Here is a 14,621-nt window from a genome sequence, read left to right as displayed (position 1 = left end):
CTAATTAAAATCCGTTTCTTAAGTTCTCTGCGTAGGTATTTGGCAGGCGGCTGTTCTCGACAGCTTTTGCTGCTTTTTCAACATCATATTCAAATCTGATGAACTGAGGTTTGATACTTTCCTTATTTAAGGCTGAAGCATTTTCACCTATTTCCAACAGCACATAGCAGCCGCGGGGGTCGCTGTCCTTTGGTTTTCCCACAGAACCCAGGTTGATCGCGTGCCTGTATCGCCCTTTTTCTTCATCTCCGGAATTCAGGATGCGATGGTATGGCTTATGGGTATGACCAAAACACATGATGTCGGCATCTGCATCCTTCATGATGCGAAGCAGACTTTTCTCTGCCCGGTCCTCAAATAAATATTCGTTGATCTTACGTGGACTCCCATGGACAAGTAAGAGATTGAGTTTCTCATCTTTCAGCTGAAATTCTATTCTTATATGTGATGGAAGAGTTCGGAGATAAGCCCGGTTCTTTTCTGAAATCAATTCATTAGTAAGGGAAATAGAAACTGCCCCGTTGGCTTTTTCTTCTTCAGTTTTGTAAGCGCAACCACATTCATCGCTGTTCCTGCCAATTCCGAAATCGTAGTTTCCTGCGATGGTAGGTACTTTTCTTTTTCTTATTTCCTCAGTTACTTCATTTGGCCAGATGTTATATCCCACGAGGTCACCCAGACAATAAATGGCATCGATTTCCCGCTTTTCGACATCAGCAAAAAAAGCTTCCAGAGCCGGAAGGTTGGAATGAATGTCACTGAATAATGCGATTTTCATAAATAATTTATTTTTAGGTGAGCAGCAGCCCTTAGAAAAAAGTGTGCTGACTGATTAGCAATCTTAGCCCACTAAATAAATGTCCACATTACTTTTTACCATGATATTGAAGAGTCTGTCTGAAAAGCATGTCTTAAATCAATAAATTCAGCATGACTTAATTGGCTTTTCAAACAGTCTCTTCATTTTTTCTTCAAAAGAAAGAGGTAAAATTAATATTTTGAGCTAAGTCCGGTTAATATTAAACTCATTCTTTTTCCGATACCAGTTCATACACACAGGGTATAACAACCAGATTCAATAAAGTCGCCGAGAGCAATCCCCCAAGGATCACTACAGCCATAGGGCTTTGGATCTCACTCCCCGGTTCCCCTCCTTTTAAGGCTAATGGAATAAGCGCTAAACCTGTGGTGAAGGCTGTCATCAGGATAGGGTTCAACCTGTCGAGTGCCCCGGTTTGAATTAATTCAAAACCTCTAAGACCTTCCTTTCGCAGATCTTCGAATCTCGACACCAGTAAAATTCCATTTCGGGTAGCGATCCCAAAGAGACTGATGAAACCGATTGTCGAAGCAATACTTACTATTCCCGATGTAAAGTATACGATCAGGATTCCACCAATTAATGCCAGCGGCAGGTTGATGAGAACGATGAAAGCCAGTTTGACATTCTGGAATTCGAAATACAGTAAAAGAAAAATTACGAGGATCGCCAAAACAGCTGAGATCATGAGCATTTGTGAGGCTCTGGATTCGCTTTCGAATTGTCCGCCGTACTCAACCCTGTAGCCTTCGGGAATATTTACGGAAGAATTGACGGTCTCCCTAATCTCTTCTACCGCGCTTCTCAGATCCCGCCCCTGCACGTTAGCAGCGACAACGATCTTACGCTGTACATCTTCCCTGCTTATGGTATTGGGGCTGCTTACCGAGGAAACTGTGGCAAGCTGTTCTAATGGCACCTGTGAACCGTTAGGCAGTCCTACCAGAGCAGTTTTGATATTCTCAATACTGTTTCTGAAATCCTCTTTATATCGCACTACCAGATCAAAATATTTCTGTCCTTCGTAGATCTCCCCTACCTCGTGACCGGCAAAGGCAATATCCACCTGCTCCATCAATTCGCCCACAGTCATTCCGTAAGCAGAGAGGATCTGGCGTTTTGGAGTGATCTTGATCTGCGGCACTTCGATCTGCTGATCTACGGCAACATCGGCAAGTCCGTTTATGGGGCTTATACTTTGCTCCACGTTTTTTCCAATTTCATAAAGCTGTTGTAGATCGGGTCCGAATATTTTGATCGCAATATTTGCCCGGGTTCCCGAAAGCATATGGTCAATACGGTGAGCGATTGGCTGACCTAAAGTGATATTCACTCCGGGAACCATACTAAGTTTTTCCCTGACCTCCTCAAAAAATTCCTCCTTTGATTTATCTTCCAATGTAAAAGGCACATCGATCTCGGCTGCATTGACTCCCTGGGCATGTTCGTCGAGTTCTGCTCTTCCCGTTCTTCGAGTAACCACATTAACTTCGGGCATTTCCAATAACAGCTGTTCTACTTGCCTGCCGGTCTTGTTGCTTTCTTCCAGCGACATTGCAGGAGGACCAACCACGCTGATCACCAGGGAACCTTCATTAAATTCCGGCAGGAAACTTCGTCCTAATTGAGTGAAAAGGGCGATACTCAGTAAAAAAGCGATCACAGTCACTCCAATAACGGTTTTTGGGATCTTAAGGGCTCGGTTGAGAGTTGCGGCGTAACGCTGCTGTAACCATTTTTCAACTTTGGTTCCTTCGGCCTGCTTCTTCAGCATTTTTTCTTCTTTTAGAAGATAAGAACATAGCACCGGAGTAACGGTAACTGCAACCACCAATGAGGTCAAAACTGAAGTAATAAAAGCGATTCCAAGTGGCTTCAGCAATCTGCCTTCCATTCCGCCAAGGAAAAACAGCGGAATAAATGATACGATGATGATGAGCGTAGCAATGATAATCGAACTTCTAATTTCCACCGAAGCATCCCTCACCACCGTAATAACAGATTGTCTTTCCGCTTCCGGTTTTCGAACATTCTCCCGCAGGCGTTTATATACGTTCTCCACATCAATAATGGCGTCATCTACGAGTGCACCAATGGCAATGGCCATACCTCCCAGACTCATCGTATTGATGGTGTAACCCAGCCATTTTAAAATGATGATGGACACCAGTAAGGAAATTGGAATAGCCAGTAGTGAAATAAAGGTGGTTCGCCAGTTCATCAGGAAAATGAATAATACAATGACCACAAAGAAGGCTCCTTCGAGCAGGGTCATATTCAGATTGCTGATGGAAGCATCAATAAAATCGGCCTGACGGAAGATCTTACTTTTAATTTCCACACTTTGTGGCAGACTTGTTTCCAGTTCGGCGATGGCTTCATCCAATCTTTCGGTAAGCTCCAGCGTATTCACATCGGGCTGCTTTGAAATCGTCAGGATAACTGCAGGGTTCGCGTTGAGGGAACCATCCCCGATCTTGTCGGCAGCACCTATCTGTACTTCAGCAACATCCTTTATCTTAATGCTCTGCCCGTTTACCTGTTTGACTACAGCTTGCTCCAGGTCTTCTACGGCGTATGCCCTACCGCTACCCTTGATGATATATTGATTTCCATACTGATTCAGAAAACCGCCCGGTGCATTCATATTTGCCTCCTGCACTTTTTCAGTCAGTTCGGCAAGGCTAACGTCGTAGTACTTCATTTTTGCAGGATCGGCAAAAACCTGGTATTGTTTGTAATCTCCGCCAATCACCACCACGTTGGCGATTCCACCAATCGCCTTGATTCGCGGCCTGATCTGCCAGTCAGATAGAGTGCGAAGTTCCATTGGGCTAAGACTGTCTGAAGTCACTCCCAGAAGCATTACCTCTCCCATAATAGAAGAAATAGGTGCCATAGTAGGCGCGCCTACTCCTCCAGGAAGATTTTCCCGAACCATCGGGATACGTTCACTTACGATCTGTCTTGCCTTGTAAATGTCGGTGCCCCAGTCGAATTCAACCCAAACGATAGATATTCCCGCGGCTGAAGAAGAACGTATCCTTCTTACATTAGGGGAACCGTTCATTGCGGTTTCCAATTGGTAGGTTACCAGCTTTTCCACCTCTTCCGATTCCATACCATGAGCTTCGGTAAGTATGGTCACTGTGGGCGCAGTAAGGTCGGGAAAGACATCCACGTTCATAGTACGTGCATAGTAAAAGCCCATGACACTCAATACTACCGCTGCCAGAAGAACAAGAAGCCGGTTGTAAAGCGAAATTGATAATATTTTGTTTAACATCTAATTTCTGTTTCAGGATTAATGTTCGTGTCCGTGACCGGGAGTTTGACCTGACATTGAAGCCATCTTTACCTGGTAATTCCCGGTTGTAACCACCACATCCCCCTCTTGGAGTCCGCTCAATACCTGTGCAGATTTTCCGTTTCGCTTCCCGATCCTTACAGGTCTTCTTTCGAAACTTTCACCTCCCGTTTGCACGATCACAGAATAACTTCCGTAATCTTCAAGAAGGGCAGCTTCTGGCACCACGATTCCGGTTTCAGCCTGGCCAAGGGCGATCTGTACTTCGGTAAAACTTCCTTCGGGCATTTCAACTAGGTAATTTACTTTGACATAGACCGGGATCATTGGCTTTCCATCCTGCACCTCCTTGCCCACAGATACAATAGTTCCACCTGAATCCAATGCACTTTTCCAGTCTCCCACATCATTCCGATACCAGACATTGGCGATGGTTTCCTTACTTGGATTATAGGTTGCACTTAACTGGGTTTTCAGGAGTCGGGATCTATCGGTTCCAATTGCAATAAGATTTGCACCTTGTTCTACATAGTCGCCGTTTGAGGTGTTGATGGATTTAATAAACCCGTCAAAAGGGGCGCGGATCTGCTTCCCCCCTGCTCCATAATTGGAGGCCAGCGCACGGTAATTCGCTTCGGCTACCCGAAAATCGCTTTCCACCTTTTCGAATTCCGATCTTGGAACTATTCTATCTTCATAAAGTTCCTTTTTTCGCTCATATTCCGCTTTCGCCTGATCATATCTGGCCTTGGCTTGTGCGATCTCTGCCTGCATATTGTTGGAAGAAAGCCCTTCACTGCTCAAAGTCAATAGCAGCTGACCTTTCTTGACCTGGCTACCTTCCGTCAGATTTTCTGAAACGAAATTTACCATTCCATTAGCCCCGGCTGCAATAGTTTTAAAAGTCCCAGGCGCCGCCTGCCATACTCCGGAAGTATGAACAATGTCATATACTTCTCCCTTACTTACAGGGGCTGTCTGGAAATCGATCTTCCAGGCTTGTTCTTTCAAAAAGCTTATTCCGGCTTCTTCTGCTGCCTCAACGTTTTCTGAAGCTTCAGCAACCGATTCATAGACCCGTACATTTTCGATCACGATCCTGTCTGAATATTCTGGAGTTTTTAGGTCAAATACCAGGTTGTAAATTCCCGCTTCCTTTGGCTGTAAGGCCGGAGAAAAAATTCCGGGAGAAGAAGGTGCTTCTGCAATATTGCGAATACCGCTATTACCTTTTACAAGACTTACGGTCACCGATCCTTCACGAATCGGTTGATGTTTGTCCAACGAGGTGAAATGGGCAGCAAACTTGCTGATCTTTCCCTCCACCATAGCCGGATATTCTACGAAAAGCTCCGTCTGGTCTGTCCACACGGTTTTGCTTATCGCCGGAACGTCACCGGCAACATGGTTTCCTTCGGCATCGTGCGCGTGGTCTTCTTCCGGGTTGTTTCCGCAGGAATAAAGAAAAAGCGAGATGCAGGCTATAAAAATGTATTTCATATCTAAATTATAATTTTAGTGAGCTTCGTGCTCTGTTCCGTCATCATGAGTATGATGGCCAGATTCCTCCTGGATATCCAGCGAATCCTCACCTACTGTGAACTCTTCCTGCATATGCCCGCCATCTTCATCATGTGGATGACCATGCTCTTCTTCCTCATGGGCGTGAGCTTCGACTCCCTCTTCATGTTCGTGCCCGTGATCTTCCCTAGCTGTATCTCTACAAGCTGAAAAACCAAATACTAATATTGCTGCGAAAAATAAATTCCTGAATTTCATAATGTTTAATTTTAAATTATAATTGATGTTTTAAAAGTTCTGCTTTTAGCTGAAAAAGCTCTTTTTGCATTTCCAGCATGTTGTTATAAGCCTGCCGGTAAAATTCCACTTCCCGGTAATAATCCAGAAAGGAAAATTCTCCCAACTCATAGGCTTTAAGTAGAAGTTCTTCGGAATTAAGATCTTTAAAAGTATCCTGGTATTCCTCGTATTTCTGCTTTATTAACTGGTATTGCAAGTAATTTTCCTGAAATCGGTTATAGAACTGGGCAGTCTCGGCTTCGGCATCAGCCTGAACATATTCCAGCTGAGCTTTGGCAGCTCTCACCTTATTCTTACTATTCCAGAGCGGAATGGAAAGTCCACCCAGAAATCCAGAGTAACTACTGGAGTTCACTCCCTGATAGTTATATCCAAGGGTAAGGTCTGGTAAAATCTTATTTTTTTCCAGTTTCACCTGTTGTTCCGCCACCGACTCCAGAGCAGTCAACATTTGGACTTCGGCATCTGCGGAAAGTTTTTCATTCCAAAGCACCTGCATTTCGGCAACTTCAGCTTCTTCAATGAACATGATTTCACCTCCCTGAACCGGGTTTCCTCCATTCAGTTTCTGAAGTTCCATTAAAGTGTTTTTTGTTTGGATCTCTACTTGGTCCAATTCAAATTGTTGCTGCAGCCAGGCAATTTTGGCCTTATTCAGCTCCAGGATTCCGATTTGTTCTGCATCGAATAATCGCTGGATCTGTTTATACACCTGTTGTGCCTGTTCCAAGCGCTGTTGCTCCAGCTCTTCTCGCTGCTGCAAAAATTGAAGCTCTAAAAGCTCATTTTTGGCCTGCAGAAGAACTTCCTGGCGCATGGCGTTGTACTCCAGTTCGAGTAGCTTCTTTTGTTTGTCAATTCGTTTGCTGCGGGCGGCGTAAACGGTTGGGAATTCAAGGCGCTGAGATATCTGGTATTCATAATAATCTTCTGTCTCATGCTCCCCAAAGGGTAAAAAGTATGCTGAAGCCTGAGGATCTGGCAGATTATTTTCCGTTTTATTTCCAAGGTTCTGACTGCGAATAAACGACTGGTACGCCTTGAGTTGCCCGTTATTCTGGCCTATCTCCATTAGGACTTCATTCATACTGAGATCCTGCGAAAATGAACTAATAGAGATAAAGAATACGCAGAAAGCGGAAACTATATATCTGTACATAATTTCTGATTTTAATTTAATCAATAAAAATAGTGGCGACCTGCTGTTTTACAGCAAAGTCGGGCTTTTTGATCAAATTAATTGCGGAGGCCCCCGCAGAGAAAGGAAGGATAAATATGGATCGAAGTAGTTTGGAGGCGGTTGGTAATTTTGAATGACCTCGGCAGTAACACTCGTGAAAAAAGCATTTTTTGGCAAATAATGTTGAAGAGAATTTGTCTCAGTTTTTACCTTTTTCAGATAGACATGCTGTATGGAATTTTCTACAACCGGGACTTCTGAAGAACTTCCACCATGTGAATGCATAGCCATAAGGATCGAAAGAAGATCTTTAGAATTTCGAGATTTCCTTTCATGCTTATGCTCATGCCTATGTTCATGAATGTGATCATGAGAATTTTCAGAAAAAAGGTGCTCACTTTTTTCCTGATGATCGTGATGGCTATGAGGTACAATCTGGTGCAGGAGCAACAGAGAAAATAATCCCAGAAGAAAAGATGCCTTTATTTGAGGTTTTACCTGCACTTTTCAAAGATAGGAATAATGTAGAAACTCTTTAGCTGAGTAAGAAGATTAGGTCTTTTAAATATTGATATTAATATTTCTCATTGAAAATTTAAGAAGTGGAAATTTTATTATTTAAAAAGCCTCTGATTCCAGGTACTTCAGAAAGCACAAAAATCCTTAAAATGAGGAGCTTTCATGATCGCGAGAGGATTGGATCTCCCTGGTAGATGCACTCCTGCAAATACAAAACCACGGCTTACGCCGTAGTTAATTTTGTTCCACTTCAACCTATAATGCTTCGCTTCAGATTTCCGAGAAACAAAAAAACCACGCCCTTCGGGACGTGGTTTTGTACTTGATGTGATCGCGACAGGATTCGAACCTGTGACCGTCTGCTTAGAAGGCAGATGCTCTATCCAACTGAGCTACGCGACCTTTAAAGCGGTGCAAATATAATGAGGTTTTTAAGAACAACAAGTAAAAAAATAAATTTCTTAACCGGTAAAATCTAAGTATAACCACAACAATAGGTTAGCCTATAACATATTTTCATTTCTCTAAAGCTGTTGATCCCTTCCGTGCAGTAGCATATCCAAACGTACTATTAAATGTTTCCTAAACTTCAGCTAATAGACCTCTCGCCATTCTTTGAAGATGCACGAATCTGTTAAATTTACAATTGAGCATTTTTTCATGGGATTCCCGGCGAATTCCTTTGCAATCTCTTCCCAGAGAAAATCAACAAATTTTATGGAATTGAGCACATCTAAAAATTATCCCCCCCTTGGTGAGGACTCCATTGCAGAAATTATTGAAGAACTACAGGAAGAATGTGAAATAGAAAAACATCTTCCCGGAGGTGGGTATCTCCATATGAGCGATGAGCTTCCTTATCTGGTGGTCTATCGAAATCCCAATGAAGATCAGGAAGAAATCAAAGACAGGTCTACTGTGAGGCTTATCTTAAGCGAAGCCTCCTTTCTTATAATTGGAAACAAAAATTATGAGGGGTATCAACGGCTCATGTTCAGCCTTAGCGACGCCATGGCGGCCAAATTCAAATCCTTCCTGATCATTGAAGTTTTTACAGGTGACCAGGCAAGTTCCGGATTCTGCATTAAGGGTCCTGCAGATAAATTATCTACAACCCTAAAAGTTTTTAAGGAAGAACTTGACACTATCCACTCTGGATATAGGGCTCTTAACCTTAATTCTACCATCATTGAAGATACCACCGAAAGACAACCCGAAGGAAAAAAGCCACTTTTGACAGTGCAGCAGTTAAAGGAAGCGGGATGTTTGCTTCTGGGGCTAGAAGTTCCACCAGTCTACCGGAGTGAAGAAGGACGCGATTACCCGGTTTTCTTCCGAAGGTTCAAAGATGATTTCGTAAAAGCCCTGCATAAGGCTATTTTCCAATTTATAAGGATCCAGACGTCGAGTGGCGTGAAAAGTTACAGGGCTCTGGGCCAGAAAAGACTTCAGAAAAAAGTGCTTGAAATTGACAGGACGCTTGCAGAAATAGAAACTTCCTACCAATTCCTCTGGCTCGTGTCTCCCGCGAACATTCGGCAGATAAAAGATACTTTCTTTGAAAGCAATTATGAAAAGGTGCTCAATTATCATTATCGCTTATTACCATTTGACCCCGATGTGCTTAAGCGAAAACTGTATAACCTGAAGATGGAGGAGATAGACGACCCTGCCCTATCTTACATCTTCCGTGAAAAAAGAGAAGAACTCGATCTGCAAATAAGTATGCTCACAGATCGAGGCTCCGACAGTTTTTTTTATAACAGTATGATGCTCTACGGCAAGATTCCGAGAGACCTGCAGCGAGAGGCCGAAAATATACTGAAAGAAGTACCCGAAAAGGAGGTGCAGGAATTTGAAAGCATCATGCGAGCTGAAGATTTTAAAGCTCTTGCACACCAGGAATTCGAATATTTCAGGGAACAGGACAGGAATTTTTCAAGTAAAGTGCATGTAAGAGATGATGTGAATATCTTAATGGTTTCTCAAGGGGAACTCTATTTGCCCAGTGACTACAAGCTCAACGGGAATGAGACCCGCGCCTTGATCCAGCATGAGATTGGCACACACGTTCTCACTTTTTATAATGGAAAACAGCAGCCCTTGAAGTTACTTTCCATTGGCCTTACAGATTATGATACGCTCCAGGAGGGGCTAGCTGTTTTGTCTGAATACCTGGTAGGAGGGCTTACCTCTAACAGAATGAGAACCCTGGCTGGAAGAGTAGTTGCAGCTTCAGCTAGAATGCACGGGGCAGAATTTCAGGAAATTTTCAGGCTTCTGGAAGAGGATTATGGTTTTAGCGCCCAAAGATCTTTTAATATCACCTCCCGAATAATGCAGGGCGGAGGTTTTACAAAGGATATTTCGTACCTGAAAGGATTACTGCAGCTAAAAAAACACCTGGAAGATGGAGGTGAGATCTCTCCCCTGCTTACAGGCAAGTTTGCTCTGGAACACCTGCAAATCATTAAGGAACTAGAGGAAAGAAGGGTTTTAAAGGCGAATAATCTTATTCCACGCTATTTAAATACAGAAGAAACTAAAGAAAAAATCAACTTAATCAGAAAAGGAATTTCCCTTTCACAATTGATCACCGCATGAAAATATGTTTTGTTGTCAACAGTGTTGAAACTGAAGGCGCCGGTACGACCGTTTACATAATGCACGAAGCCTTTAAAAGAGGTCATCAGGTTTTTATTATGGGGGTTGGTGATTTCAGTTTTACACAAAACAAAGAACTGAGTTTAATTACCAGATCTCTTCCAAAAAGTGCGAAACCCGAAACTCCTGAAGAAAACCTGGAAATCCTTCAAAGTGAAAAGGCAAAGAGAAAAAAGATCAATAGCAAAGACCTGGACGTGCTCTTTATCCGAAATAATCCAACCGAAGAAGGAACAGACAGGCAATGGGCCGAGCAGTCTGGCGTCGCTTTTGGACGAATGATCCAGCAGGACGGAGTCCTTGTCCTGAATGATGCCTATGCCCTCTCCTATGCCTTTATTGACAAGCTTTATTTTGAGGAGTTGCCTGCTTCGATCAAGCCAGCATCCCTTATTACGAGAGACAAAGAGGAGATCCTTGAATTCTTTGAGGCGCACAATAAGAAAATGATCCTTAAACCTTTGGAAGGTTCAGGAGGGCGCGGAGTTTATCTTATTGACAAAAATGAGAAGAACCTGAATCAGATCATCGAAAACCTATCTAAGAAAGGATATATCATCGCCCAACAATATTTACCAGCTGCTAAGGAGGGTGATGTACGTGTGCTCATGCTTAACGGAAAGATCCTGGAGAAAAATGGAAAATACGGCATTATAAAACGAGTTACCGGAAAAGGGGAATTTCGCAGTAATATTTCCCAGGGCGGTACGCCTGAAGCCTATGAACTTACCGAAGATATAAAGAAAATTGCCGAAATAATTAGTCCGAAGCTCATACGGGACGGACTTTTCTTTGTAGGTCTCGATGTGGTCAAAAACAAGTTGATCGAGATCAATGTCTTGAGCCCAGGAGGTTTGGACGGACTTTATAAAATTGGTGTAGACAATTTCGCCGATGTCATTATGGAGTCAATTGAGAGAAAATTAGAATACAAAAAAAATTACGGAGACCGTATCTCCAACCGCGAACTTGCCACAATGGTATAGCGCGAAATAGATAAAATTTACAACCGGGAAGGTTCCCATAAAACTTAAAGAATGAAGATTTGTTTTGTTATCAATAGTGTAGAAACAGAAACCTGTGGCACTACCGTCTATCTAATGCATGAAGCTCAAAAGAGAAAGCACGAGGTTTATGCTATGGGAGTAGGAGATTTTTACTTTTCCCAGAATGAGGCTCTTAGTATTGACTCTACTTATGTTTCTCCTAAACTGGAAGCAAAGACTCCGGCAGCCTATTTGGAACTCTTACAAAGTGACAAAGCCACAAAAGAGAGAATAACAGCAAAAGATCTTGATGTGCTGTTTATTCGTAATAATCCTACAGAAGAAGGTTCTTCCCGACAGTGGGCAGAACAGGCAGGTGTTGCTTTTGGACGTATGGTCCAACAGGAAGGCGTTCTGGTATTGAATGATGCTTACGCCTTATCTAATGCCTTTATTGACAAATTATATTTTGAAGAATTACCTGCGAGCATTAAACCTAATTCCATTATTACCCGCAAGAAAGAAGATGTGATGGAATTTTTTGAAAAGCACAAGAAAAAAATGGTTTTAAAGCCATTGGAAGGATCGGGAGGAAGAGATGTATATCTTATAGACAAGAACGAGAAAAACCTCAACCAGATCATAGAAAATCTCTCTGCTCAAGGGTATATCATTGCACAGGAATATCTTCCTGCAGCTAAAGATGGGGATGTACGGGTACTTTTAATGAATGGTCGCGTTATGGAAAAGGACGGTAACTTCGGAATTATTCGCAGAGTAACAGGAGAAGGAGAATTCCGAAGTAATTTCAACCAGGGAGGAACTGGCGATAAAAGTCCCCTCACCGAGGAAATGAAAAGGATCATCGAAATTACAGCCCCTAAACTTATTAGAGATGGATTATTCTTTGTTGGGCTGGATATAGTAAAGGACAAATTAATAGAGATCAATGTTCTGAGTCCAGGAGGACTTGACCATTTTGAGGAGATTGGCCTGCCCGATTTTTCTGATGTTGTAATAGACGCAATTGAGAAAAAGGTAGAGTACAAGAAAATGTACAAAGGACAAATTTCTAATCAGGTACTAGCCACGATGGCATAAACAGGAAAAATGTATGAAAGAGAACAATAGAATCATAGGAGATTATTCAAGTGGACATCCCGGCCCTTTACTTTTCGTTACTGCAGGAGTTCACGGTAATGAACCCAGCGGAGTAAAGGCTTTAAAAAAGGTATTTTCTGAACTTGAAAAAACCAAACCCACAATCGAAGGACGAATTGTGGGGGTAATGGGAAATAAATCTGCGCTTGAAAAAGGACAGCGATATATCGATGAAGACCTCAACCGAACCTGGACAGAAGAAAATGTGAAGAACCAGGATCCTGAAACTCAGGAACAGCGCGAGATGCACGAGATCATTGAGGTGTTGGAAAAATTTTCTGAAGATGATTATTCCAAAAGATATTTCCTCGATTGTCACACCACCTCGTCGGATAGCCTGCCATACATCTCAGTTCAGGATGTTAATGACAATGATCAATGGGCACAGAGATTCCCCACATATATCGTAAGAGGTTTCAGCGATATCATTTACGGAGCCATAGACCATTATATGAGTCGCACAGGCCTTACAGGTTTTGTTTTTGAAGCCGGGCAGCATGACAATCCTGCTTCTGTAGAAAACCATGAAGGGGTGATTTGGTTATGTCTTAAAGAAGCAAATGCTCTCGATGTAACGAAGCTCTCCTGTTATCCCGAATGTGTGGAACGGTTTACAGAAAAAAATGCCCCCTCCCAAAAGGTTTTTGAGATCACTTACCGGCACGAGATCAAGAAAGGAGATCGATTTAAAATGGAACCCGGTTTTAAGAACTTTCAGAAGATCAAAAAAGGACAGTTACTGGCTACCAGTAATGGGAGCGAAATTACAAGTGACTGGGACGCTTATATTTTTATGCCGCTCTACCAGAGTCAGGGCAATGATGGATTTTTTGTAATTGAAGAAGCAGAATGAGCCTACTCATTTTTTCACGATTCCCATTACCACACCGGTTCGGCAGTTGATTCGAAGCAGTTCATCTTCTCCAACGCCATACCTGCCCACGGGTACCGTATAATCACCTACTTCTTCAGATCCAAAGGAAGAGTACATTTTTATCGTCGTACCATCCCGTGGGTCGGTCAATGGGCTCACACAGGCATTACTGGTTCTGGTAACGCCATGGGGAGCGTCAAATTTTTCGGGAATATCTATAGCCTGCCTTTCAATAGGTTTCATAGAGCGATTCACAGATGTAGTACCGCAGCTCAAAAGCACAAGAAGGATAAGGAAGTTCAGGGAAACCAGGAATTTGCTTTTCATCTCTTCAAAATTAGAACCTAGCTTAAAGTAAATCATTTTTCGCCATATTTTAAATAAAAATTTTTGGATAAAAAGCTCTTTTTAAGAGAGCTAGGAGATAGCAATCACAAAAAGACCCGAAAGAACTATAAAGATCCCAATGATCCTGTTCCTGAAGTTCTTTTTTTCATTCAGGAAAAAGAATGCATAAAGGATGATGAAGATAGCACTTGATCTTTTAATAGTAATGACATAAGGAACCAGGATCAACTGGAGCGCAAACATGTGCGCGAGTACGCTGGTGGTTCTGAAAAAACCCACCATCATGAAAGGCCCTTTTCTGTTCCTTATTTGCAGCCAGGGGTGCTTTGACTTCCATAAAAGGATTGGTACCAGATACACAAGAATGGTAAAATCTTTTGTAAAGGCCCAAAACACGGGAGATGTCTCCTCTACTCCAATCTTGTCAAGATTGGCAGTTATACTCCAAATAAAAGCCACCATGAGCATATATCTTGATCCCTGGTTCTTTACCAGAGAAACAAAGGGTGCAAATATCTTTTTTGGATCCTCACTCAGGTTGGAGATGTAAGTACCAATTACAATTAAAACGATCCCCACCAGGCCCAGCGCATTTGGAAATTCCCCTATCATAATTGGAGAGGTAATGAGCATGAACAGCGGAGTGAGCGTTATTAAGGGAAGGGTTACTGAAATTTCTGACCGCTTAATGGCCTTGAAATAAAGCAGGATCACCATGAGCTGAAGAAGAGAGCTCGCTAATAAAGTCCATAAAAACCGAACCGACATTAGTTCTATCCCCATGAAAAAAACAACGGGGATCAACAAAACACTTTGAACCAGGTGCATGGCAAATGCCGCGGTATACTCATCTACGTGATGGAGATTGTGCTTGCTGGTAATATCTTTTAAAGCTTCAGAAACTGCGGTTCCAAAAGCCAGTAAAAATCCTAACATGGTGT

General features: G+C 42.6%; 12 protein-coding genes and 1 tRNA gene. 5 read left to right on the top strand and 8 right to left on the bottom strand.

Annotated features, from left to right (window positions below):
• Positions 1–4 precede the first annotated feature (4 nt).
• The 5 genes from HC175_RS10235 to HC175_RS10215 all read right to left on the bottom strand — a co-directional run bounded on the left by HC175_RS10235 (position 5) and on the right by HC175_RS10215 (position 7,107).
• Positions 5–778: a metallophosphoesterase family protein gene (locus HC175_RS10235; protein WP_168138403.1), complete on the bottom strand. Its 774-nt coding sequence runs from the start codon at positions 776–778 to the stop codon at positions 5–7.
• 247 nt (positions 779–1,025) lie between these two features.
• A complete protein-coding gene (locus tag HC175_RS10230; protein WP_168138402.1) occupies positions 1,026–4,106 on the bottom strand; it encodes an efflux RND transporter permease subunit in 3,081 nt (1,026 codons plus the stop codon).
• 18 nt (positions 4,107–4,124) lie between these two features.
• A complete protein-coding gene (locus HC175_RS10225) occupies positions 4,125–5,627 on the bottom strand; it encodes an efflux RND transporter periplasmic adaptor subunit (RefSeq protein ID WP_168138401.1) in 1,503 nt (500 codons plus the stop codon).
• Positions 5,628–5,642: 15 nt separating this feature from the next.
• A complete protein-coding gene (locus HC175_RS10220) occupies positions 5,643–5,906 on the bottom strand; it encodes a hypothetical protein (RefSeq protein ID WP_168138400.1) in 264 nt (87 codons plus the stop codon).
• A 16-nt stretch (positions 5,907–5,922) separates the two neighbouring features.
• Positions 5,923–7,107 (bottom strand): TolC family protein, encoded by a 1,185-nt coding sequence (locus tag HC175_RS10215; protein ID WP_168138399.1) that lies wholly within the window; start codon positions 7,105–7,107, stop codon positions 5,923–5,925.
• 300 nt (positions 7,108–7,407) lie between these two features.
• Between HC175_RS10215 and HC175_RS10210 the strand changes: the two genes are divergently transcribed.
• Positions 7,408–7,590, top strand: a complete 183-nt coding sequence (locus HC175_RS10210) for a hypothetical protein (protein WP_168138398.1) — start codon at positions 7,408–7,410, stop codon at positions 7,588–7,590.
• A gap of 385 nt (positions 7,591–7,975) precedes the next feature.
• Here the strand turns inward: HC175_RS10210 and HC175_RS10205 are convergent.
• Positions 7,976–8,049 (bottom strand) — tRNA-Arg (locus HC175_RS10205).
• A gap of 321 nt (positions 8,050–8,370) precedes the next feature.
• On the opposite strand from HC175_RS10205, the gene HC175_RS10200 reads away from it, so the two are divergent.
• The 4 genes from HC175_RS10200 to HC175_RS10185 are packed head-to-tail and all read left to right on the top strand — an operon-like array spanning position 8,371 to position 13,311.
• Positions 8,371–10,251 carry a peptidase MATCAP family protein gene (locus HC175_RS10200; protein WP_235942581.1) on the top strand — a complete coding sequence of 627 codons (1,881 nt, stop codon included), beginning with the start codon at positions 8,371–8,373 and terminating at the stop codon, positions 10,249–10,251.
• Positions 10,248–11,297 carry a glutathione synthetase gene (locus tag HC175_RS10195; RefSeq protein ID WP_168138396.1) on the top strand — a complete coding sequence of 350 codons (1,050 nt, stop codon included), beginning with the start codon at positions 10,248–10,250 and terminating at the stop codon, positions 11,295–11,297. Before HC175_RS10200 ends, HC175_RS10195 begins: the two co-directional genes overlap by 4 nt.
• Before the next feature lie 51 nt (positions 11,298–11,348).
• Positions 11,349–12,398, top strand: coding sequence for a glutathione synthetase (locus HC175_RS10190; RefSeq protein ID WP_168138395.1), 1,050 nt, complete (start codon positions 11,349–11,351; stop codon positions 12,396–12,398).
• Between the two features lie 13 nt (positions 12,399–12,411).
• Positions 12,412–13,311, top strand: coding sequence for a M14 family metallopeptidase (locus tag HC175_RS10185; RefSeq protein WP_168138394.1), 900 nt, complete (start codon positions 12,412–12,414; stop codon positions 13,309–13,311).
• A 6-nt stretch (positions 13,312–13,317) separates the two neighbouring features.
• Here the strand turns inward: HC175_RS10185 and HC175_RS10180 are convergent, their stop codons facing one another.
• Entirely contained in the window at positions 13,318–13,659 is a 342-nt protein-coding gene (locus tag HC175_RS10180; RefSeq protein ID WP_209309965.1) for a hypothetical protein, read from the bottom strand.
• Between the two features lie 90 nt (positions 13,660–13,749).
• A complete protein-coding gene (locus tag HC175_RS10175; RefSeq protein ID WP_168138392.1) occupies positions 13,750–14,616 on the bottom strand; it encodes an EamA family transporter in 867 nt (288 codons plus the stop codon).
• Between the last annotated feature and the right edge of the window lie 5 nt (positions 14,617–14,621).

Source organism: Salinimicrobium oceani (assembly GCF_012037645.1).
The sequence above is the reverse complement of the archived record's forward strand: the minus strand, read 5'-3'. Positions and strand labels throughout refer to the sequence as shown.